Source organism: Nocardia sp. NPDC004278 (assembly GCF_053602975.1).
Genome location: NZ_JBSGEQ010000005.1, coordinates 220,580 through 240,411 on the forward strand (window position 1 = coordinate 220,580; position 19,832 = coordinate 240,411).

Sequence of the window (19,832 nt, forward strand, 5' to 3'; positions counted from 1 at the left end):
GCCTGTGAAATGCTTTACGCGAACAGAGCCAGCTGCGTGTCGTTCGGAACCGGTGTCGTGGCCTGGGTCTCGGGTTCCGGGGGGTGTTCGCGGATAAGACCGTGCTGTTGTAGCAGCGGCTGTACCCGCTCGCGTAGCCAGGAACCGTACTCCGGTGTCACATAGGCGCCCCGGCCATAGAGCTGGCGATAGCGCCGCAGCAGGGCGGGATGGTGCTCGGCCAGCCAACTCAGAAACCAGCCGCGGGTGGCGCCGCGTAGATGCATCGGAAACGCGACCACCGAAACCGCCCCGGCCTGGGCGATCGCGCCGAACAGCGCGTCCAGATGAGCGCGGCTGTCGGTGAGATACGGAATCACCGGCGCGACCAGGACATTCACCTCGAACCCGGCATCGGCGAGTGCTCGCACCATCTCCAGCCGCGCCTTCGGAGCCGGGGTGCCCGACTCCAGGCTGCGGTGCAGATCGATGTCCAGAATCGCGATGGAGACCGCGATGCTCACCCGAACCTGCCCGGCCGCCGCCGTGAGCAGCGGTAGATCCCGGCGCAGCAGGGTGCCCTTGGTGAGGATGGAGAACGGCGTCCCGGAATCGGCCAGCGCGCGAATGATGCCGGGCATCAACCGATACCGACCCTCGGCCCGTTGATACGGATCGGTGTTGGTGCCGAGTGCGACGGGTTCCCGATGCCAGGAGCGGCGGCCGAGTTCCTTGCGCAGTACCGCGGCGATATTGGTCTTCACCACGATCTGCGAATCGAAATCCCGGCCCGCGTCCAGATCCAGATACTCGTGCGTGGGGCGCGCGAAACAGTAGCGGCAGGCATGTGAACAACCGCGCATCGGATTGATCGTCCAAGGGAACGGCAGGTTCGACGCCTCCGGCATTTTGTTCAGTGCGCTCTTGCAGAGCACCTCATGGAACGTGATGCCCTCGAATTCGGGGGTCTGTACGGTGCGCACGAAACCTGCCCGGCCGAGGCCGGGCAGGGCGCCATCGTCGGCATCCAGGGTTTGGCTTTGCCACCGCACCCTCTCAGTCGAACATGTGTTCTAAATGGTGTCAAGCGATCTGTCGGGTGTTGGACGTGGTCAGTTGCTCCGGATCGGTGAAGAAGGTGACCAGATCGCGCACGGTCTCCTCGATGGGCCGTGGCTGATAGCCGATTTCGCGTTCGGCCTTGCCATGGTCGACGATCGGGGCGGAGACCAGCGCGCCGAGCGCGGCCTTCGACACGATATCGGTCTTGAACAGTTTGCCGATCGGCTCCAGTGCCGGGATCAGGCCGTTGACGACCTTGGGGGAAATCGCGAACTTCGGCCCCTTCTTGCCGGCGCAGGCCGCCGCCGTGCGACACAGGTCGAGCATGGAGATCATCGAACCGCCGAGCAGGTAGTTCTCGCCGGTCTTTCCGCGCTCTCCGGCCAGGATCAGGCCCTTGGCGACATCGCGCACGTCGACCAGATCGAAGCCGCCGCCGATCATCGCGGGCACCCGGCCGCGGGCCGCGTCCTTGAGTGTGCGGTTGATCCTGGAAAGCGGAGTGCTGTAGTCGAGCGGGCCGAAGACTCCGGTGGGATTGCAGATCACCGCGTCGAGTCCCTTGTCGATGACCTTGCGCAACTCGACCTCGCCTGCCCACTTGGACCGGTCGTAGACGGGCAGGCTCGGATCGGTCGAGCGCACCGAGGATTCATCGATGCGGCCACCGCAGGTGTACTGGTTGAAGGCGTGGATGGAGCTGGCGTGCACCATTCGGCGCACGCCGAGGTCGAGTGCGGCCTCGGCGACGACGCGCACGCCCTCGGTATTGACCTTCCAGGCCAGATCGTGCTGCTCGGCCAGGGTGATCACGGCGACCAGGTGGTAGACAACCTCCGCGCCCGCGAGGACGGTACGCATGGATTCGGGATCGAGCACATTCCCGCTGACCCAGGTGACGTTCGGGTCCGTCCGCTGCTGCGGAACGATCCGATCGATTGCTGTGACCTCATGTCCTCGTTCGACCAGCAGGTTGAGCAGATTCGTGCCAAGATACCCGGCTGCGCCGGTCACTGCGACCTTCATGTGATCGAGAATATAGAACTTGTTCTAATTTGCAACACGTTCCAGTTCCTTTCCGGTGGCCGCATTGGGCTCGAAAGTTGCCGTTGGGGTCCGCTATATTGGGCGCAACCGCAGCGGCGCTGGTATCAACTCGCGGTTGCGCAGGGGCCCGATCACAGCTCAGCTGCCCGGTTCGGGCAGGGAGTGCCGTTGATCGACGCTATGAGTACTGAACTGCAATTCAAGAGGATATGGGGGGTGCAACTCGATGGCTGATCTCTCGGTGGAGACCGATGCGGTCCGGGCCTTCGCTACCACGAACGCCGGGGTCGCCAGCGAGATCGCGGGGGCGGGCTTCGACGGCGTGCAGAACGTTGTCGCGCTCACGCCGGTATTCGGTTTGATCGGCGCCGACTATCTGTTGGCCTTCGCCGCGGCACAGGTATTGCAGGCCAAGGACATCAACGATCTCTCGGCCAAGTACGACAAGCTGTCGAAGTCGGCGTTCACCGCGGCCGCTGCGTTCGATACCACCGACTCCAGCAACGCTGGCGTATTGAGCGCGATCACGAACCAGGTCGGAGGCGGGGTATGAAGCCGATGGATACCGGCGTGATCGCGCCCGACGGCCAGAGCGTGGCGATCGAAGAGGCCGTGATCGCAACGCAGAACACCGCGGTCGATGCGCTGCAGAATGCCGGGCAGGGTTTGAGCGATCTATTGTTGCCGCAATTGCCCGCGGATCTGCCGCCGATCGAGGCGCCCGAATTCGTGCTCGCGCGCAAGATCACCGAGGATTCGCCGCAGCTGGGCACCATGCCAGCGGGATTGTCAGGGTTGAACGGCAATTCGACGCCGGATGCCAGCGCGATCCTGTCCGGGGCGGTGCCGCCCGACGTATCCCAGGTGCTCAGCGATGCGCATACCGCGATCAGCCATGCGGCGGCGCCGGTGATCCAAGCGGCGCAGAACGTGGCGCAGCAGGCGCAGAGCGCGGTCAGCGGTGCGCTCGGCGGGGCGAGCACCCAGGGGGCGGCGGCGAGCGCGGCGGCGACCAACATTCCGACCGATCCGGTCGCGGCGCTGATGCAGGGGCTCTCGATTCCCGGGATTCCCGGCATCGACACCTTGTTCCAGCCGATTCTCCAGCTGCTCAGCAGCTTCGGCACCGGTGTCATCGGCGCCTTCGACCCGACCGCGATCCTCAGTCAGTCCTCGAAGATCATCGAGGCGGCCGTGAGTGTGGGCAAGGGTGGTCTGCAGACCGTCGAGCAGCTGTGGGAGGGCCAGTCCTCACGCGAGGCGCAGGCCGCGAGCAAGACGGCGCAGACCCAGGGGCAGGACACCAGTCAGCGCGGTATCGACATCTCCGAACTGACCCAGCGGGCCGCCGCGGTGGTCCAGCAGGGCAATGCGCAGTTGCTCGGGATCGCGAGCGAATTCGCCACACAGGCCACCGCACTCGTGCCGGTGGCGCTGACCCCGCCCGGTCAGGCCGCGCTGATCGCGACGGCGACCGAACATCTGGGGACGGCCGTCGCGGTCGCCAATGCCACCCGCGGTGACCTGGCCGGAAAGACGGCCGAGCTGACCGGTCTGGTGAACCAGTTGCTCGGGACCAGCGGTCTGCCCGCGCCGCAGGAGGTCGCGCAGGCGGTCATGCAGAACATAGGTCAGCCGATCCTGGAGCAGGCGCAGTCCATCGCATCGGACACCTCGACCAACGCGGCCAGCCTGTTGGACGGATCGAGCACCTCGAGCTCGCCGAACACGTCCACCACGACGGCGTCGACGAGCACCGGACACACCACCGCGGGCACCCCGAGCATCACCGGCATCGGGAGCCGGTCCGGATCGCCGAGCACATCGGGTTCGCCGTCGACGCAGAAGGTGACCGGCACGCCGGGCAGCACCGTCTCGCCCATCAGTCGGGTCTCAGGTTTGTCGGGCACGTCGTTTGGCGCCGGCACTTCGACAAGCGGCGCCGGTACGGGCAACTCCTTCATGGGCGGCAGCCCCGGCGCCACCGGCCAGCGCGGTGCCAACGACGACGAGCACTCACGTACCGTCGAGCCCTACCAGAGCCGTACCGGCAATGATGACCTCACCGGTCCGCTCGGGGAATCCACCCCCGACGTCATCGGTGCTACCCATCCCGACGAACTGGTGAGCTCGGATTACGAACAGGACCAGTTCTAACCCCAACCGCCACAACGGTTCTGACGGTGCCCCCGCCCGGTTTCCGGCCGGGGGTGCTGTTGTTCTATCGGTGCTATCCCGCCGGGTCCGCGTTGTCGGGATCCCACCCGGTATGGAGGTCTCTCTGCCGCACTCGAAGTGCCGGGTGCGGAAATGTTCACTCCACCAACGAGTCTGCTGCATCCGACGCCACCCGCAAACCCAATTGGGGTGCGGCTCTGTATATCTCGGGGCCGAATGGCGGCGACCCTCGCCCCGGTGTGGGAGGGTCGCGGCGCTGGGTGGATTCAGTGTTCCTGGCTGAAGGCGTCGAGGAGTTTGCGATAGAGATCGGTGAAGCGTTTGCGGTTGGCCTGTTGGTCGGTGGTCAGGCCCTCGGTCGCCTCGGGGGCGTACATGAGCAGGTGGACGTCCTGGTCGGGTGGGGCGGGCATGAGGTCGATGATCTGCGAGCCCCGGTCGTCGTTGCTCGGCATGCCGAGATCGAGGGCGGCGAGTGCTCTGGTTTCCGCCAGTGCGGCATTCAGGATGTCGGTGGGAACGGTGCCGGTGAGCCGCTGTGGTGAGACGTCGGCGGACCGGGTGGTCGAGGCGGCATCGGGCTGGTGGACGGCGCGGCCATCGGCGTAGATCTGCAGCATCGGGCGCAGGTCGACTCGCTCGGACCAGCCGCTCGGGATGGTCGTCAGCGTCAACAACGCGGTGGCAGGCAAGGGTGCCTGGACCGGGGCGGGCGGCGGCGCGTCGGTGGCCGGTTGGGCCGAGGCGATGCCCCAGCTACCGGCGAGTGCCATGACCAGAACCAACAGTGCCGACTTCGTGCGCATGAAATCCCCATCTACGGTGTGCCACAGGCCAATTGCTCTCGATGATCGAACCGAGTGCCCTCGATCATCGCAGCGCGCGGGCCCGAATCGGTGCCCGCGCACTGTGGTGTCGCTCAAATTCCTATTCGATCAGCGCAGGCCCGACGGATTGTTCAGATCCGATGCCGAGTAGGTATCGCATGCCTGGACCTGGCCGGTCTTATATCCGGTGAGGAACCACTTCTGCCGCTCCTCCGACGAGCCGTGGGTCCAGGCCTCGGGATTGACCCGGCCCTGGGCGGCGCGCTGGATCCGGTCGTCGCCGACCGCGGAGGCGGCGGAGAGGGCATCGCGGATGTCGTTGTCGGACAGGGGTTTCAGGAACGGCTGATCGCTGCCGGGGGCGCTCTGCTTATCTGCGAAGTGGGCCCAGATGCCCGCGTAGCAGTCGGCCTGGAGTTCGGTGCGCACCGCGCCCGATTCGGCCCCGCGCGGATCCCGTTGGGCCCGGCCGATATCGCCGAGCAGGTTCTGGATGTGGTGGCCGATCTCGTGCGCCACCACGTATTCCTGGGCGAGCGGACCGCCGCTGGACCCGAAGCGGTCGACCAGCTCCTGGAAGAAGCTGGTGTCGAAATAGGCGGTCCGGTCAGCGGGGCAGTAGAACGGGCCGACCGCGCTGGTCGCATTGCCGCAGCCGGTCGAGACGGCACCGGAGAACAGCACCAGCTTCGGCTTCGAATACTTCTTACCGGTCTGCTGCGGCAGTTGTGCCGCCCACACCGCGTCGAGGCTCTGCGCGGTGGCCACTACCCGGCAGTCGACGTATTTATTGGCATCCGCGCCGGTCTTGCAATGCGCGGGCGTGCCAGCGGTCCCGGGCTGCACAGTGCTCTGCTCGGTGCCGTTCAGCTGTCCGAGCAGTGACCCGGGATCGCCACCGAACAACAGGCCAAGCACCAGCAGGATCAGACCACCCGCGCCACCGCCGAGCGCCAGCTTGCCGCCCATCCCCGGTCCACCACCGGAGGAAGCGCGATCCGGGTCGATCTGGAGGCCTTCGTTGAAGGTCATCTGCTTCGCTTTCTGTGTTGGATGTGCAGCGACTGCGGCGGTGGGCACCTGCGCCGTGCTGTTCGGATCGGCCCAGAAAGGGCGGCCGCAACCCTGTCGCTATACAGCTTCGCACGGGTGGCGGCGATATCGGTTTCCAGTTGCGGAATGTGTCTCACTACGATGGACGCGCACCGGGTTCGCCCTTCCGGTGTCACATTCGTCGAAAGGAATCCCGTGCTGCGCACCCACTTGGCTGGTTCGCTGCGAAGCGAGCATGCCGGTCAGACCGTCACCCTCACCGGCTGGGTGGCCCGGCGTCGTGACCACGGTGGCGTGATCTTCATCGATCTGCGCGATGCGTCGGGTGTGGCGCAGGCGGTGTTCCGCGAGGGTGAGCCCGCCGAACAGGCGCACAAGCTGCGCGCCGAGTACTGCGTGCTGGTCACCGGTGTCGTCGAGCGGCGGCCCGAGGGCAATGAGAACCCGGAGTTGCCGACCGGTTCGATCGAGGTCAACGTCACGAAGCTCGAGGTACTCAACGAGGCCGCGCCGCTGCCGTTCCAGCTCGACGAGCAGCCCGGTGACGAGGCCCGACTGAAGTACCGCTACCTCGATCTACGCCGCGAGGCACCGGGTAAGGCCATTCGGCTGCGGTCCAAGGTCAACGCCGCCGCCCGCGCGGTGCTGGCCCAGCACGAATTCGTCGAGGTCGAGACCCCGACGATGACCCGCTCGACACCGGAGGGCGCCCGCGACTTCCTGGTGCCCGCACGCCTGCAGCCGGGCAGCTTCTACGCACTACCGCAGAGCCCGCAGCTGTTCAAGCAGCTGCTGATGGTTGCGGGAGTCGAGCGGTACTACCAGATCGCGCGCTGCTACCGCGACGAAGACTTCCGTGCGGACCGCCAGCCCGAATTCACCCAGCTCGACCTCGAGATGAGCTTCGTGCGCCAAGAGGATGTGATCCTCGTCGCCGAGGAAATCCTGGAGGCGCTGTGGCGGCTGGTCGGCTACGAGATCCCCTTCCCGATTCCGCATATGACCTATGCCGAGGCGATGCGTCGCTTCGGTAGCGATAAGCCGGACCTGCGTTTCGGCGTGGAGATCACCGAATGCGCCGAATACTTCAAGGACACCCCGTTCCGGGTGTTCCAGGCGGAGTATGTCGGTGCGGTCGTCATGCCGGGCGGTGCGAGCCAGCCGCGGCGTCAGCTCGACGCCTGGCAGGAGTGGGCCAAGCAGCGCGGCGCCAAGGGGTTGGCATATGTGCTGGTGCAGGAGGACGGCACGCTCGGCGGTCCGGTCGCCAAGAACCTCAGCGAATCCGAGCGTGAGGGTCTGGCCAAACATGTCGGCGCGGTGCCCGGTGACTGTGTGTTCTTCGCCGCCGGTCCGGCCAAGGCGCAGCGTGCGCTGCTCGGTGCGGCGCGTGGCGAGATCGCGCGCAAATGCGGTCTGATCGATGAGAACGCCTGGGCGTTCGTGTGGATCGTGGACGCGCCGATGTTCGAGCCGACCGCCGATGCGACCGCGAGTGGTGATGTGGCACTTGGCTATTCGGCGTGGACGGCGGTGCACCACGCGTTCACCTCACCCAAGCCGGAATCGATGGACACCTTCGATACCGACCCGGGTTCGGCCCTGGCCTACGCCTACGACATCGTCTGCAACGGCAATGAGATCGGTGGCGGCAGCATCCGTATTCACCGCCGCGATGTCCAGGAGCGCGTATTCAAGGTGATGGGCATCGGGCATGAGGAGGCGCAGGAGAAGTTCGGCTTCTTGCTCGACGCGTTCTCCTACGGCGCGCCGCCGCACGGCGGTATCGCATTCGGCTGGGACCGGATCACCGCACTGTTGGCCGGTATGGATTCGATCCGCGAGGTCATCGCCTTCCCGAAGACCGGTGGCGGTGTCGATCCGCTGACCGACGCGCCCGCGCCGATCACCGCACAGCAGCGCAAGGAAGCGGGGCTCGACGTCAAGCCGGAGCAGAAGAAGGACCCCGCCGCGAAGGGTCCGGCCACCGCGGAGTAGGGCGGACAGTGCCGAGCGACCGACGCCGCATCGCGTCGGTCGCTCGCCAGCACGACGAGCGTCGTACCACGGGATAGCGGTGCAGTCGGGCCAACGGTACTTTTTGGTCAGTTTCACCGACGCTGACCACAAGGGGTTCCGTTGCTGCATTTGCGCATGATCAGCCCGCCCGATAGCACCGAGAAGGTGATGGCGGTGCTCGGCGCCGACCCCGGAGTCACCCATGTGACATTGGCGCGGGGCGTCGCCGTCGAACCCGTCGGCGATCTGATCCAGGCCGACGTCGCACGCGAGGCCGCCAACGATGTGCTCGCCGATCTGACCTCGCTCGGCATCAAACACTCCGGCGGCATCACGCTGGGCCCGGTCGAGACGGTGATCTCGGATGCGGGCGATCGGGCGGTCAGCGAGGCGCCCGGCGATCCGACCGATGCGGTGGTGTGGGAGGAACTGCTCGCGCAGACTCATGAGGAGTCTTCGCTCACCTCGAGTTTCGTCGCATTCCTCACCATCGCATGTCTGCTGGCGGCCGTCGGAGTGGCCACCGACTCGCCGGTGACGATTGTCGGCGCAATGGTGGTCGGGCCGGAATTCGGGCCGCTGGCGGCCTTTTCGGTGGGACTGTGGCGGCGCGATTTCCGGCTCGCCCGCAGGTCGGCGGTCGCGCTACTCGTGGCATTTCCGGTGGCGATGGTCATCACGATGTTCGCGACGGTGCTGTGGGAGCAGTTCGGCTGGATCACGTTGACCGGCATCGAAGCGATCGAGAATGTCGATTTCATCTACGAGGTCGGGCCGTTCTCTTTGGTGGTCGCGCTGCTGGCCGGTGGGGCGGGCATGTTGGCGGTGGTCACCGCGAAATCGGCAGCGCTGGTCGGGGTGTTCATCTCGGTGACGACCGTGCCGGCGGCCGGATTCGCGGTGATCGCGGCGACACTGGGGCAGTGGCATATCGCGTTCATGTCGGCGGGGCAGCTCGCCGTGAATCTGGCGGGCATTGTGACCGCCGGGGTGATCGTGCTCGCGCTGCGCCCGCGCGCTGGCAGCGAGGGCGGGCCCATCGTGCGGTTCAAGAAGTGGCTGTGGTTGCGGTCGCTGCCGTCGAAGTGACCGCCAATTCTGTTGCGGGGCCGAGGTTCCGAAGCGCTGGGCGCGGGTGCGCCCAGTGCCATGGGACTAGGACGCGGACAAGGTGCCGCCGGTGAGTGCCCGGTAGGCGTAGGTCACCGCGATCGTGCATACCGGTCCGGCGACCAGCAGGCCGAATCCGCACAGCAGCGTGGCGACGAAGGTGATCACCAGGACCGCCAGGGTGAGTAGCAGTACCTGCCCGATATTGGTGATGACCAGGGTGGCGCTGGATTTGATCGCAGCGAACGGGCCCTGTTCCTGATCGACGACGAAATGCAGTGCGAACATGCACAGGAACCCGGCAATCAAGCCGGGCACGAAGCACAGCGCCGCGCCGATCCAGGTGAGTGCAAAGGCGAGCAGAGCTGTCAAGAGGACATTGCCCGCGTTCACGAAATGGAAGTAGGACGCGAAAGTCGGTTTGTTGCCGTCGGTTTCATAGAGGGCACCGCGGATCATGGCGGCCTGCAGCAGCCAGATCGCGGCCATCACCGCCAAGAAGATCAGCAACAGGCTGAACAGTGAATTCGGTTGGACGACCTGGACGATGAGCACGAAGGCGAGGTAGATGATCACGCCGAGCGCCGTGACCGCCAGCCAGGGAGCGAAATTCGCGCGGAACTTCTCCCAGCCGTAGCTCAGCGCATTGCCGACGTCGAGGCTGATCGGGACGCCGGGGGCGGATTGGTAGCCGTAAGTCGGTGTGTCGGGTTGGAAGTCGGGTGGCATTGCGCTGGGCGGAGGCATTGAGCCGGGAGGCATGGTGCCGGGCGGAGGCATTGAGCCGGGAGGCATGGTGCCGGGCGGAGGCATTGAGCCGGGCGGCATTGCGCCAGGTTGCATCGCACCGGGCGGCATTGCGCTGGAGGGCACCGTGCCGGGCTTGTCCAAGCTGGGAGCGGCGCCGGTCGGTGTAGCGCCAGGTGGCATCGTTGCTGGCGCTGGTGCGGGACCGGTTCCCGACGGACCGTAACTGGGCTGCCCCGACTGCACGGGAGCTTCGACCGGCGGTTGCGGCTCCACCGGTTCACTGCCGTATTGCGCCGCACCGGGGCTCTCGAACTGTGGGTATCCCGCGGGTCCCGCCATCTCGTGCCTGCGGTGTCCGGTGCCCGGTTCCGTCGGTTGCGGGTTCGGACTTTCGTGCTGCCCCGGTTGCGCGGCGAGCTGTTCGCCAGCACTGGCCCCGGGCGCGCCGCCACTGTCCTCGGGTGAGCCAGTTGGTTCGTTCGGATGGGGCGACGGGGTGTCGGCCATTATCTGCAGACCTTTCGACGCAACTGGTTTGCGGTGTGGCGCACGGCAGTTGACGATGAGAAAACCGGACAGCCGCAATGGTGTCAAGCAAGCAGCGCCCGGTCCGCAACCTTGGCGCAGACACGCCGAACGACGCGGAAAGGTTGTCCAACCGCTCGCTAGAAGTGACCCGGTGCGAGTAGCTTGAGTAGCGATGACCGCACTATTGGCCGAACGCGCCGCCGAAGTCGTGTCCGCAGCACAACAGTTGCTCACAAAGCGAATGGGTGCTCCGGTAAAGCTGAGCGATCCGATGGAACTCAGCGGTAGTGGTAGGACGACGGTCCTACGCGTGCGTGTTTCAGAGAACGCCTTCTCCCTACCCCGGACGCTCATCGTCAAGCAGGTTCGCGGAGCCGCGGCGGACCGCACGACGGGTGGTCTAGCGCCCGGTGTCGCCAGCATCGATTCCGCATTCCTGCGCGAGGCGGTGTCCTACCAGTTCACCACCGCGCTCAGCCGCGAGCAGCGGCCCGGCGCATACCTGATCGCGCACAGCCTGCCGGATCGGCTGCTCGTGCTGAGCGATCTCGGTGACAACTCCCGGATGACACAGGTGCTGCAATCCGGTGCGGAACCGGTCACGCGCAATGGGTTGATGGCGTTCGCGCAGGCCCTGGGGCGGATGCATGCGGCGACCGTCGGGCGGGAAGCCGATTTCGTCGCACTGCTGCGCCGGGTGGATGTGGTGCATCGAGTCGACGGCATCGCACAGCAGGCCGAGGCCGCGATCTCCGAGGTGCCCGGCATGCTGCAGCGTGAACTCGGCATCGAGGTGCCCGGTGAGATCGCCGAGCGGATCGTTCGGGGCAATCGGCTCTTCTCCGCCGGACGTTTCCGTGCGTTCAGCCCGTCCGATCTGTGCCCCGATAACGTGATCCTCAACGAGGAGGGCGCGCGCTTCCTGGACTACGAATGGGGCGGCTACCGCGATGCCACCCTCGATATCGCGTACGCGCTGGTGTCCTTCCCCGGTTGCCTGTGCGACTTCGAACTGTCCCGCGAACGCGCCCAGCAGATGGTCGAGGCGTGGCGCGCGGAGGTCGTCGGCGTCTGGCCCGCACTGGCCGACGACGCTGTCCTGGCCGAACGCATCCTGGAGGCCCGCCTCATCTGGGTATGGCTGACCACCTACTGGTTCCTGCTCGCGGACCACACCCGCATTGCCGCCGCGCGCGAACACGGGCTGTCCGTCCCGCGCTCGGAAGCCCTGATCAACCGCTGGGCCGCACTCGCGGAGGATGCGCGCTGCACGGGCGACGACGCGGTCGGTGATTTCGCCGAGGATGTGTCGGCGATGCTCGAAGAGCGTTGGGCGGAATAGGGTTTTGTGCTCGTTGGATCAGGGGCTGAGTTCGGCGAGGCGGGATTCCAGATAGGCTCGTTCCACCGTGTTTTCGGTCAGGAACAGGGCCGATTCGTAGGCTCGGGCGGCTTCGGTGATGCGGCCCAGTCGGGTGAGGAAGGCGGCGCGGGAGGCCTCCAGGTAGCCGTAGGTGGCCAGGGCCGGTTCGCTGGCGAGGGCGTCGAGTAGGGCGAGTCCGCGTGCGGGGTTGCCGGAAAGGCCCACGGCCACAGCGTAATTCAGGCGGGCGACCGGTGCGGGCCAGGTGCGCAGCAGCAGCGCGTAGAGGCCGGTGATCTCACGCCAGTCGGTCTGCTCCCAGGAGGGGGCCTCGTCGTGGACGGCGGCGATGGCGGCCTGCAGTGTGTATCGATCGGTATGTGGCAGAGCGCTTTTCACCAAGGCGACGCCTTCGGCGATCGCTGCTCGGTCCCAGCGCGAGCGGTCCTGGTGTTCGAGGGTGCAGAGTCGGCCGTCGGCATCCAGCCGCGCGTCGCGCCGTGCGTCGGTCAGCAGGATCAGTGCGAGTAGGCCGGTGACGGACGGGTCGTCGGGGACCAGCGCGTGCATCATGCGCGCGACCTGGAGTGCTCGTTCGACGAGATCAGGACGGACCAGCGTATCGCCCGACGGGGCGGTATGACCGGTGGTGAACAGCAGGTGGATGACCGCGCAGATGGCGTCGAGCCGGTCGGGAAGTTCGCGAACCGAGGGCACCCGGTAGGGAATGCGCGCCACCGCGATCTTCCTCTTGGCCCGGGTGATCCGGGCCGCCATGGTCGATTCGCTGGTGAGGAAGGCGCGGGCGACCTCGGCGGTAGTCACACCGCAGACGAGGCGCAGGGTCAGCGCCACCTGGGCTTCGCGGGCAAGGGCGGGGTGACAGCAGGTGCTGATCAAGCGCAACCGGTCGTCGGGGATGGCGGCGGCCGAATCGAGTTCGGCGAGTGCCAGATCGGCGGTGTCGTCGTCGGTCTGGTCGGTGATCAGTTTGGGCAGGGTGCGTTGCATGGTCGAATTGCGGCGCAGCAGATCCAGGCCACGCCGTCGGGCGACGGTGGTGAGCCAGGCGCCGGGCTTGGCGGGGACGCCGTGCTGGGCCCACTCGGTGAGTGCGCGGGTGTAGGCGTCCTGAACGCATTCCTCGGCGAGATCGAAGTCGCGGACGAGCCGCACCGTCGCGGCGAGCACGAAGGCCCATTCGCGACGGTGCGCTTGCTCGACGGCCGCGGCGGCACGGTCGGCCGCATCGGTGTCGATCGGCATCGGATCAGTCGAAGGTGATCAGTCGAAGGTCATGATCGGCCGCACCTCGACACCGCCGAACCGGGCGGGTACCTGCTTGGCCACTGCAATCGCGGCATCCAGATCGGCGGCCTCGATCAGGTAGTAGCCGCCGAGGGCCTCCTTGGCCTCGGCGAACGGCGCGTCGGTCACAGTGAAATCGCCGCTGTCGTTCTGCCGGATCGAGGTGGCGGTGGGGGTGGGCTGCAGTGCGTTGCCGCCCTTGACCGCATCGCCCGCGATCTCCTGGAAAGCCACGTGCGCCTGGTAGACCTCGCCCAGGACCTGCTCCGATGCGCCCGCGTATGCGCTCTCGTCCTCGTAAATCAGCACCAAGTACTGGCTCATGATCTCGCTCCTTCGGGTTCCGGCGACCCGCCGATCGGGCCGTCGTATTCGTTCCGACGGGCGAGCTCGACGGAAATCGACAACCTGTCGCGAGAAATTCTGCCCCCGAAATGTGTCGGGCGTGTCGAAAGCGCTGACGCAGGCTTGCGGACGGCTCAGTTCAGGGCTCGGCACCCGCCCGGCCTGCTCGAGCGTCGGCGTCGCCGACCTGGCCGCGGCCGCGACGGCGTGCTTCGTGTATCCGGCGATCTTTTGCGTGCTCAGGCCGATCGAGGCCAAGTGCTACTGGGCCACCGGCCCCGGGCGCGGCTCGACCCGGCCACCGGACCCCACTGCGAACGAAGCGCCATGGCGCACACCGGAATTCGGATCGGCGACATCGGTGACATAGAACCAGTCCATTTGCGCCTGGGCCGGGGTGACCTCCAAGACGCCGTACCCGTGCGATTCCATCTCGACGTACCGCAGATGCCGGTTGACGCCCTTGACGGATTCCTCGACCGGCACTGCGACCGTGCGCGGAGCAGAATTGAGCAGTTCGCCCAGGCTCGACGACGTCACCGACGGGACGACGAATTCCGCGCCGACGGTCGGTCCGGCCGGATAGTTGGCCGGGTCGACCGGCAGGTCGGCGGCCCAGGAGGAGTGGATATCGCCGGTCAGGAAGACGACGTCGCCGACTTGCTGGTCGATGATCGACTGGAACAGCGTCCGGCGGTCGGCGGTGTAGCCGTCCCATTGGTCGCCGTTGGCCGGAATGCCGGATTGCGGTACGCCCATCATGGTCGTGATGGCCTGGGTGGTGGCCGGTTCCAGCGGCGGGAATACCAGCGGCGCGATCATCACCGAATTGCCGACGAGCTTCCACTGCACCGGTGCGGAGGCCAAACCGCTGGTGAGCCAATCCATCTGAGCCTTGCCGGTAATGGTGCGCGCCGGGTTGTCGACCTCGCGCCAGCCCGCGACCGGTTTTACTTCCTGATCGCGATAGCTGCGCAGGTCGAGCATGGACAGCTCGGCCAAGCCGCCGAAACGCAGTCTCCGATAGATCTGGACGTCGGCGCTCGAGCTGGTCGCGCGGACCGGCATCCATTCGAGATATGCCCGGGCGGAGGCGGCGCGGCGGGACTGCCAGTCGCCCTCGGTGGCCGGATCGTGGTTATTGGCGCCGCCGGACCAGGCGTTATCGGCGAATTCGTGGTCGTCCCAGGTGCAGATGAATGGCACTCGCGCATGTAATGCGCGCAGGTCCGGGTCGGTTTTATACTGCGCGTGCCGAATTCGATAGTCGGCCAGCGTGACGATCTCGTTGGCGGGTTCGTGCGGACGAACTGCCCCGCTGCGCCCGCCGTATTTCCCGCGTCCGTATTCGTAGATGTAGTCGCCGAGATGCACGATCGCGTCCAGGTCGGTGCGGTTCGCGAGATGCCGGTAGGCGCCGAAGTATCCTGCCTCCCAGTTCGAGCACGACACCACGCCGAAGCGCAGGCGGTCGACCTGCGCCGAGGTGGCCGGGGCGGTGCGGGTCCGGCCGACGGGGGAGTGCACGCCGAATGCGGTGAAGCGGTAGAAATAGCCGCTGCCGGGCTGCAGGTCGGTCACGTCGATTTTGACGGTATGATCGGATTCGGCTGTGGCCGTTGCGATTCCGGATGCGGCGACCGAGGTGAAGCGCTCATCGGACGCGATCTCCCAGCGCACCGCCGCCGCTGCGCCGACGTCGGAACCGGGCGTCGCGTCATCGGAGACCGTCACGCGGGTCCAGATGATCACGCCGTTCGGCAGTGGATCGCCCGAGGCGACGCCGTGGCGGAATATCGGCCCGTCCGCTCGCGCGGGCGCGGTGGTCAACAGTGCAGTGGCGGTCGCCGCGGCCCCGCCCTTCAGCAGGGTGCGTCGAGCGAACGGCCCGAGGGGCAAAGAATCTGGAACGACGACGTTTTCAGCCACGAATGTCGATCACAGCTGATCCATTTGCCACAGGCAAATCGGGACCGTTCCCGTACCGCTCGGTCTCTGCCGGTGGACTGCGATGACGGTGCCGCACGACCTCCCGCGCCCGCACCGCGCGGAGGTGTCGGTCCCGCTCGGTAACGTGCTCGGTGTGAGCGACGGCTTATTCGACGTGCCCGGCGACGACGCACCGACGGGGCACTCCATCGACAGTGTCGTGCGCCGCGATGCCGGTGCGCCGCTCGCGGTGCGGATGCGGCCCGCGACCTTGGACGAGGTGGTCGGGCAACAGCATCTGCTCGGGCCGGGATCGCCGCTGCGTCGGTTGATCGAAGGTTCGGGCGCGGCGTCGGTGCTGCTGTACGGACCGCCTGGAACCGGCAAGACGACGCTGGCCTCGCTGATCTCGCAGGCCACCGGCCGCCGCTTCGAGGCGCTGTCGGCATTGTCGGCGGGTGTCAAAGAGGTGCGCGCGGTCATCGATGTGGCCCGCCGTCGCCTCAGCGTCGGCGAACAGACCGTGCTGTTCATCGATGAAGTGCACCGCTTTTCCAAAACCCAGCAGGACGCGCTGCTGGCCGCGGTGGAGAACCGGATCGTGCTGCTGGTCGGCGCGACTACCGAGAATCCGTCGTTCTCGGTGGTATCGCCGCTGCTGTCGCGCTCGCTGGTATTGCAACTGCAATCGCTCACCGCGGCCGATATCCGGACCGTGCTCGATCGTGCGCTGGCGGATCCGCGTGGCTATGACGGGGCATATACGGTGACCGAATCCGCGCTCGAGCACATCGTGCGGATCGCGGGCGGTGACGCGCGCCGGGCCTTGACCGCCTTGGAGGCGTCGGCCGAATCCTCACTGGACGGCACCGTCGACGTGGACCTCGTCGAGGCCAGCGTGGACAAGGCCGCGGTCCGCTACGACCGCGCTGGCGATCAGCACTACGACGTGGTGAGCGCGTTCATCAAATCCATTCGCGGTTCGGATGTCGATGCGGCGCTGCACTATCTGGCCCGAATGCTCAGTGCGGGGGAGGATCCCCGCTTCATCGCCCGCCGCCTGGTGATCTCGGCCAGCGAGGATATCGGCATGGCCGATCCGATGGCGCTGCAGACGGCGGTCGCGGCCGCGCACGTCGTCCAGCTCATCGGCATGCCCGAGGCCCAACTCACCTTGACCCACGCGACGATTCACCTGGCCACCGCCCCGAAATCCGGTGCGGTCCCGGCCGCCCTCGGCGCCGCCCTCGCCGATATCTCGGCGGGCAAGGCTGGCGCGGTACCCGCACATCTGCGCGACGGCCACTACGCGGGCGCCGCCGCCCTCGGCAATGCCAAGGGCTACAAGTACCCGCACGATGACCCGGACGGCGTGCTGGCCCAGCAGTATCCACCCGACGAAATCGTCGGCCGTGACTACTACACCCCGACCGACCACGGCGTGGAACGCGATATCCAACGCCGAGTCGAGAAGCTGCGCCGAATCGTTCGCGGACGCTGACCGCGAATTCCCGGCGATCAGCGCGGCGGCGATTTCAGGGACCGGGTCGATGGTGGCGGCACCAACCCTGGTCGCTGAAAAATCGAATGCGGGACACCGGTAGGCTGGATATTTGTGCAGACCCACGAGATCCGACGGCGATTCCTGGACCATTTTGTCCGTGCCGGACACACCGAGGTGCCCAGTGCCTCGCTGATCCTGGCCGACCCGACCCTGCTGTTCGTCAACGCGGGCATGGTTCAGTTCAAGCCGTATTTCTTGGGTCAGGAGGCGCCGCCCTTCGCGCGCGCGACCAGTGTGCAGAAATGCGTCCGCACCGGCGATATCGAAGAGGTCGGTGTCACCACGCGGCACAACACCTTCTTCCAGATGGCGGGCAACTTCTCCTTCGGTGACTACTTCAAGGAGGGTGCCATCACCCTTGCCTGGGAGTTGATCACCAAATCGCAGGAGGACGGCGGCTACGGCTTCGATCCCGAGCGGATCTGGGTGACCGCCTACGAATCCGATCCGGAGGCCGCCGAGATCTGGCACCGCGTCGCGGGTATTCCGAAGGAACGGATCCAGTTCCGCGACGGCAAGGACAACTACTGGGATATGGGCGTGCCCGGACCCGGCGGTCCGTGTTCGGAGATCTACTACGACCGTGGCCCTGAATACGGCAAGGACGGCGGTCCGGTCGCCGACGAGGATCGCTACCTGGAGATCTGGAACCTGGTCTTCATGCAGGACATCCGCGGCGAGCAGAGCCCCAAGCTGGGCCACCCGCCGATCGGATCGCTGCCCAGGAAGAACATCGATACCGGCATGGGCGTCGAGCGCATCGCGCTGCTGCTGCAGGGTGTCGAGAACGTCTATGAGACCGATCTGCTGCGCCCGATCATCGATAAGGCCGAAGAGTTGACCGGCCGGTCCTACGGTGTCGAACACGAAGACGACCGGCGCTTCCGCGTCATCGCCGACCATGCGCGCACTTCGGCCATGTTGATCGCCGACGGCGTCAACCCGGGTAATGAGGGCCGCGGCTATGTGCTGCGCCGCCTGTTGCGCCGGATCGTGCGCTCGGCCCGGCTGCTGGGTGCGGAGAAGCCGGTGATCGGCGAGTTCATGAAGGTCGTCAGCGAGTTGATGTCGCCGTCGTATCCGGAACTGACCACCGACTTCGCCCGGATCGAGAATGTCGCGGTGGGCGAGGAGGCGGCGTTCCTCAAGACCCTCAACACTGGCTCCCGGTTGTTCGCCGAGGCCGTCGACGAGGTCGCGGCCGCGGGCGGCAAGACCATTCCGGGCTCGGACGCCTTCAAACTGCACGACACCTATGGCTTCCCGATCGAGCTGACCCTGGAGATGGCGGCCGAGGCGGGACTGTCGGTCGATGAGGAGGGCTTCCGCTCGCTCATGGCCGAGCAGCGGAAGATGGCCAAGGAGGATGCGCAGGCGCGCAAGCACGGACACGCCGACCTGACCATCTATAAGGAACTGGTCGACCGTGGCGCGACGGAATTCACCGGCTTCGACGAGCTGACCTCCGAGGCGCATGTGCTCGCGCTGATCGCCGACGGCGTCCGGGTGCCGACCGCAACCGTCGGTCAGGACGTCGAGGTCATCCTGGACCGCAGCCCGCTGTATGCGGAGTCCGGCGGTCAGATCGCCGATCGCGGCTCGATTACCGCCCAGGGCCTCAAGCTGCGCGTCAACGATGTGCAGAAGATCGCCAAGAAGCTGTGGGTGCACAAGACCACCGTCGAGCAGGGGCAGATCACCGAGGGCGATGTCGTCCTCGCGCAAGCGGATCCGGCGTGGCGGCGCGGTGCCACCCAGGGCCACTCCGGCACGCATATGGTGCACGCGGCGCTGCGGCAGGTGCTCGGCCCGAACGCCGTGCAGGCCGGTTCGATGAACAAGCCGGGCTATCTGCGTTTCGACTTCAACTGGCAGGGGCAGCTCTCCGAACAGCAGAAGGCCGATATCGAGGCCGTCTCCAATGACGCGGTGGGCGCCGACTTCCCGGTGAACACCTTTGTCACCGATCTGCCCAAGGCCAAGCAGATGGGCGCGCTGGCGCTGTTCGGTGAGAACTACGGCGACGAGGTGCGTGTCGTCGAGATCGGCGGGCCGTTCTCGATGGAGCTGTGCGGTGGTACGCACGTACAGCATTCCTCGCAGATCGGCCCGATCACCGTGCTCGGCGAGTCGGCCATCGGTTCCGGTAAGCGACGGGTGGAGGCATTCGTCGGCCTGGACTCCTACCAATACCTGGCCAAGGAGCGCGCGCTACTGGCCGGTGTGGCGTCCTCGCTGAAGGTGCCCTCGGAGGAGGTGCCCGCGCGCGTCGAGCAACTCGTGGAGCGGCTGAAGGTGGCCGAGAAGGAACTGGAGCGCACCAAGATCGCCGCGGTGCTCGCCTCGGCCAGCAAGTTCGTGGACGCGGCCGAGCGGCTCGGCAATGTGCTCTTGGTGGCCGCCGCCGCGCCCGAGGGCGTCGCCGCTGGTGACCTGCGCACCTTGGCGACCGATATTCGTGGCCGGTTCGGCAGCGACCCGGCGGTGGTGGTGCTGCTCGGCAATGCCGACGGCAAGGTTCCGTTCGTGGTGACGGTCAATAAGAGCGCGCAGGACCTCGGCTTCAAGGCCGGTGATCTGGTCGCCAGCTTCGGCCCGAGTATCGCGGGTCGCGGCGGCGGCAAGCCGGAGATGGCGCAGGGCGCCGGTTCGGAGCCCGCGGGCATCGAAGTCGGCTTGGCCGCGGTCCGTGCCCGGGTGGCCGAACTGGCCGGGTGATGGGGGACTCGGAGAGTCATCATTCGTCGGAGGCGCGCTCTGCTGATCCGGA

Annotated in this window: 15 protein-coding genes; 7 read left to right on the plus strand and 8 right to left on the minus strand. The window is 66.6% G+C overall.

Annotated features, from left to right (window positions below):
* Nucleotides 1–14: 14 nt before the first annotated feature.
* Together ACWEO2_RS10230 and ACWEO2_RS10235 are read right to left on the minus strand one after the other, a co-directional pair.
* Nucleotides 15–1,031 (minus strand): Rv2578c family radical SAM protein, encoded by a 1,017-nt coding sequence (locus ACWEO2_RS10230; protein WP_452405005.1) that lies wholly within the window; start codon nucleotides 1,029–1,031, stop codon nucleotides 15–17.
* A gap of 31 nt (nucleotides 1,032–1,062) precedes the next feature.
* Nucleotides 1,063–2,067, minus strand: coding sequence for an NAD-dependent epimerase/dehydratase family protein (locus tag ACWEO2_RS10235; RefSeq protein ID WP_452405006.1), 1,005 nt, complete (start codon nucleotides 2,065–2,067; stop codon nucleotides 1,063–1,065).
* Between the two features lie 247 nt (nucleotides 2,068–2,314).
* Between ACWEO2_RS10235 and ACWEO2_RS10240 the strand changes: the two genes are divergently transcribed.
* The gene (locus tag ACWEO2_RS10240) at nucleotides 2,315–2,641 is read left to right on the plus strand and encodes a type VII secretion target (protein ID WP_452405007.1); all 327 of its coding nucleotides are present in this window, start codon (nucleotides 2,315–2,317) and stop codon (nucleotides 2,639–2,641) included.
* Nucleotides 2,638–4,245, plus strand: a complete 1,608-nt coding sequence (locus tag ACWEO2_RS10245) for a hypothetical protein (protein WP_452405008.1) — start codon at nucleotides 2,638–2,640, stop codon at nucleotides 4,243–4,245. The genes ACWEO2_RS10240 and ACWEO2_RS10245 overlap by 4 nt, the downstream gene beginning before the upstream one ends.
* A 287-nt stretch (nucleotides 4,246–4,532) precedes the next feature.
* On the opposite strand, the gene ACWEO2_RS10250 is transcribed toward ACWEO2_RS10245, so the two are convergent.
* Together ACWEO2_RS10250 and ypfJ are read right to left on the minus strand one after the other, a co-directional pair.
* Entirely contained in the window at nucleotides 4,533–5,072 is a 540-nt protein-coding gene (locus ACWEO2_RS10250) for a hypothetical protein (RefSeq protein WP_452405009.1), read from the minus strand.
* Nucleotides 5,073–5,201: 129 nt separating this feature from the next.
* Entirely contained in the window at nucleotides 5,202–6,125 is a 924-nt protein-coding gene (gene ypfJ, locus ACWEO2_RS10255) for a KPN_02809 family neutral zinc metallopeptidase (RefSeq protein WP_354950793.1), read from the minus strand.
* A gap of 216 nt (nucleotides 6,126–6,341) precedes the next feature.
* Here ypfJ and aspS point away from each other — a divergent pair, with 216 nt between their 5' ends.
* Together aspS and ACWEO2_RS10265 are read left to right on the plus strand one after the other, a co-directional pair.
* A complete protein-coding gene (gene aspS, locus ACWEO2_RS10260; RefSeq protein WP_452405010.1) occupies nucleotides 6,342–8,144 on the plus strand; it encodes an aspartate--tRNA ligase in 1,803 nt (600 codons plus the stop codon).
* A gap of 141 nt (nucleotides 8,145–8,285) precedes the next feature.
* Nucleotides 8,286–9,254, plus strand: a complete 969-nt coding sequence (locus ACWEO2_RS10265; RefSeq protein ID WP_452405011.1) for a DUF389 domain-containing protein — start codon at nucleotides 8,286–8,288, stop codon at nucleotides 9,252–9,254.
* Nucleotides 9,255–9,320: 66 nt separating this feature from the next.
* Here the strand turns inward: ACWEO2_RS10265 and ACWEO2_RS10270 are convergent, their stop codons facing one another.
* Entirely contained in the window at nucleotides 9,321–10,022 is a 702-nt protein-coding gene (locus tag ACWEO2_RS10270; protein ID WP_452405012.1) for a hypothetical protein, read from the minus strand.
* A gap of 703 nt (nucleotides 10,023–10,725) precedes the next feature.
* Here ACWEO2_RS10270 and ACWEO2_RS10275 point away from each other — a divergent pair.
* A complete protein-coding gene (locus ACWEO2_RS10275) occupies nucleotides 10,726–11,895 on the plus strand; it encodes a phosphotransferase family protein (RefSeq protein WP_452405013.1) in 1,170 nt (389 codons plus the stop codon).
* Between the two features lie 18 nt (nucleotides 11,896–11,913).
* Here the strand turns inward: ACWEO2_RS10275 and ACWEO2_RS10280 are convergent, their stop codons facing one another.
* From ACWEO2_RS10280 to ACWEO2_RS10290, 3 genes are all read right to left on the minus strand, one after another.
* A complete protein-coding gene (locus ACWEO2_RS10280; RefSeq protein ID WP_452405014.1) occupies nucleotides 11,914–13,182 on the minus strand; it encodes an RNA polymerase sigma factor in 1,269 nt (422 codons plus the stop codon).
* An 18-nt stretch (nucleotides 13,183–13,200) separates the two neighbouring features.
* Nucleotides 13,201–13,548, minus strand: coding sequence for a YciI family protein (locus ACWEO2_RS10285; protein ID WP_452405015.1), 348 nt, complete (start codon nucleotides 13,546–13,548; stop codon nucleotides 13,201–13,203).
* Between the two features lie 282 nt (nucleotides 13,549–13,830).
* Nucleotides 13,831–15,498, minus strand: coding sequence for an alkaline phosphatase D family protein (locus ACWEO2_RS10290; protein WP_452405016.1), 1,668 nt, complete (start codon nucleotides 15,496–15,498; stop codon nucleotides 13,831–13,833).
* A gap of 154 nt (nucleotides 15,499–15,652) precedes the next feature.
* Here ACWEO2_RS10290 and ACWEO2_RS10295 point away from each other — a divergent pair, with 154 nt between their 5' ends.
* The gene (locus ACWEO2_RS10295) at nucleotides 15,653–16,999 is read left to right on the plus strand and encodes a replication-associated recombination protein A (RefSeq protein WP_452405135.1); all 1,347 of its coding nucleotides are present in this window, start codon (nucleotides 15,653–15,655) and stop codon (nucleotides 16,997–16,999) included.
* Nucleotides 17,000–17,113: 114 nt separating this feature from the next.
* Nucleotides 17,114–19,780, plus strand: a complete 2,667-nt coding sequence (alaS, locus tag ACWEO2_RS10300; protein WP_452405017.1) for an alanine--tRNA ligase — start codon at nucleotides 17,114–17,116, stop codon at nucleotides 19,778–19,780.
* The last annotated feature ends 52 nt before the right edge of the window (nucleotides 19,781–19,832 follow it).

Coding starts and splice junctions, on each gene's coding strand:
- ACWEO2_RS10235 (WP_452405006.1), bottom strand. CDS start 2,067: ATGAAGGTCGCAGTGACCGGCGCAGCCGGGTATCTTGGCACGAATCTG.
- ACWEO2_RS10240 (WP_452405007.1), top strand. CDS start 2,315: ATGGCTGATCTCTCGGTGGAGACCGATGCGGTCCGGGCCTTCGCTACC.
- ACWEO2_RS10245 (WP_452405008.1), top strand. CDS start 2,638: ATGAAGCCGATGGATACCGGCGTGATCGCGCCCGACGGCCAGAGCGTG.
- ACWEO2_RS10250 (WP_452405009.1), bottom strand. CDS start 5,072: ATGCGCACGAAGTCGGCACTGTTGGTTCTGGTCATGGCACTCGCCGGT.
- ypfJ (WP_354950793.1), bottom strand. CDS start 6,125: ATGACCTTCAACGAAGGCCTCCAGATCGACCCGGATCGCGCTTCCTCC.
- ACWEO2_RS10270 (WP_452405012.1), bottom strand. CDS start 10,022: ATGCCTCCGCCCAGCGCAATGCCACCCGACTTCCAACCCGACACACCG.
- ACWEO2_RS10275 (WP_452405013.1), top strand. CDS start 10,726: ATGACCGCACTATTGGCCGAACGCGCCGCCGAAGTCGTGTCCGCAGCA.
- ACWEO2_RS10280 (WP_452405014.1), bottom strand. CDS start 13,182: ATGCCGATCGACACCGATGCGGCCGACCGTGCCGCCGCGGCCGTCGAG.
- ACWEO2_RS10285 (WP_452405015.1), bottom strand. CDS start 13,548: ATGAGCCAGTACTTGGTGCTGATTTACGAGGACGAGAGCGCATACGCG.